This window comes from Streptomyces chryseus, assembly GCF_014650755.1.
GTDB classification, from domain to species: Bacteria; Actinomycetota; Actinomycetes; order Streptomycetales; family Streptomycetaceae; genus Streptomyces; species Streptomyces chryseus.
This window is the reverse complement of record NZ_BMVO01000072.1, coordinates 1-1,515: the sequence shown is the minus strand read 5'-3', so window position 1 is coordinate 1,515 and position 1,515 is coordinate 1. Positions and strand designations below refer to the sequence as shown.

Here is a 1,515-nt window from a genome sequence, read left to right as displayed (position 1 = left end):
GGGTGTTTCGGCGGCAGGGACGAGGTGTTGTGTCGTCTCTTCGGTGGAGGTGCCGGGATGCCGTCGGTGATGGGGTTGCTGGAGGAGCGTGAACGCGCCGCTCGGCAGCGGGTGGAGGCGCTTCAGGCCGAGCTGCGGGAGGCCGAGGCCGTGTGGGAGCGGTTCGTGATCGCCCGTGAGACGGTGGGCGAGGTTTTGGCGGAGCCTCGCGGTGGCGAGCCTGTCGCGCCAGTCGTGGTGGCCGGCGAACGGCCAGTGCAGGTCACGGCGGCGGTGCCCGGTTCGGTGGTGCCGCACTGGCAGGAAGGTCTTGCCCCGACCGTTCTCGCGCCGGACTACCAGCAGATCATGGACGTCCTGGCCAGTGGGAACGGGACGCACGGGGAGGCGATGGACTGCCGGCAACTCGCGGCGGCAGTCGGGCTGGAGCCGGTCCCGGCGAAGGTGGAAGGGGTGCGGTCGAAAGCCAAGCGGCTGGCCGCGCGGGGCTGGCTGGCGGAGGAACGTCCAGGGCTGTTCAGCGTGCCCGTCGCACGAGTCGGCGACTCATGACCATGCTCATCGACCATCGGATCACCGCTTCCGAGGTGTCGGTGCGCGTCTCGTAGTCGCGGGCCAGTCGGCGTGAGTGCATCAGCCAGGCGAACGTGCGCTCCACCAGCCATCTCTTCGGCAGCACGGTGAAGCCGCTGGTGTCGTCGCTGCGTTTGACCACCGTCAGGGCGACGCGCAGGACCTTGCGGGAGAAGTCGACCAGGCGCCCGGTATAGCCTCCGTCGGCCCACACGCGTGTGACGCGCCAGTGCCGCTCACGCAGCCGGACCAGCAAGGTCTGCCCCGCATCCCGGTCGGTGACCGAGGCCGCGGTCACCATCACGGTCAGCAGCAGTCCGAGGGTGTCCACCACGATGTGTCGCTTGCGGCCGTTGACTTTCTTTCCGCCGTCGAAGCCCCTGGTCGCGGCGGGCACCGATGCGGCTCCCCTCACCGACTGCGCGTCGATGACGGCCGCCGTCGGCTCCGGATCGCGGCCCGCAGCCTCGCGGACCCGGTCGCGGAGCCGGTCGTGGAACTCGGCGGCCAGACCCTTGTCCCGCCAGCGCCGGAAGAAGGCGTAGACACGGTCCCACGCGGGGAAGTCCGCGGGCATCGCCCGCCAGGTGATGCCACCCGCGACCAGGTAGCGCACCGCGTCGACCATCTGCCGGTGGCAATAGCTTTCCGGTTGTCCGCCGCGGCCCTCCAACCAGCTGGGGACCGGCATCGTGTCGCGTACGACCGCCCACTCCGCGTCGCTCATGTCGGACGGATACCTCGGGCGCCTGTACGGCCGGTCCCCGGCGTTCCCGAACCGGTGAGCGAGGCAATCACACGTCGGGGGTGCCGAGTTGGACGACATCGGCGTCGGCACGGAAGACTGCAGCACCAGGGGCCTCCTGTTGCTCGGTTGGATTCGACACCCACGAGCTGTGCGGGAGGCCCCGCTCTCATGCCCAGCCAGCCAGAAGATCACCC

The 1,515-nt window shown here is 70.0% G+C and carries 2 protein-coding genes; one reads left to right on the top strand and one right to left on the bottom strand.

All coding sequences use genetic code 11. From position 1 onward, the window contains the following. Window positions 1–552: hypothetical protein (locus IE185_RS32805; protein WP_308432854.1), on the top strand; the 552-nt coding region annotated here is incomplete at its 5' end. On the opposite strand, the gene IE185_RS32800 is transcribed toward IE185_RS32805, so the two are convergent. Continuing rightward, complete coding sequence (locus tag IE185_RS32800; RefSeq protein ID WP_138899499.1) at window positions 518–1,300, bottom strand: IS5 family transposase; 783 nt, start codon at window positions 1,298–1,300, stop codon at window positions 518–520. The genes IE185_RS32805 and IE185_RS32800 overlap by 35 nt on opposite strands. Window positions 1,301–1,515 lie beyond the last annotated feature (215 nt).

Excerpts from the sequence above, each read along its gene's own strand:
- IE185_RS32800 (WP_138899499.1), bottom strand. The coding sequence starts at position 1,300 with ATGAGCGACGCGGAGTGGGCGGTCGTACGCGACACGATGCCGGTCCCC.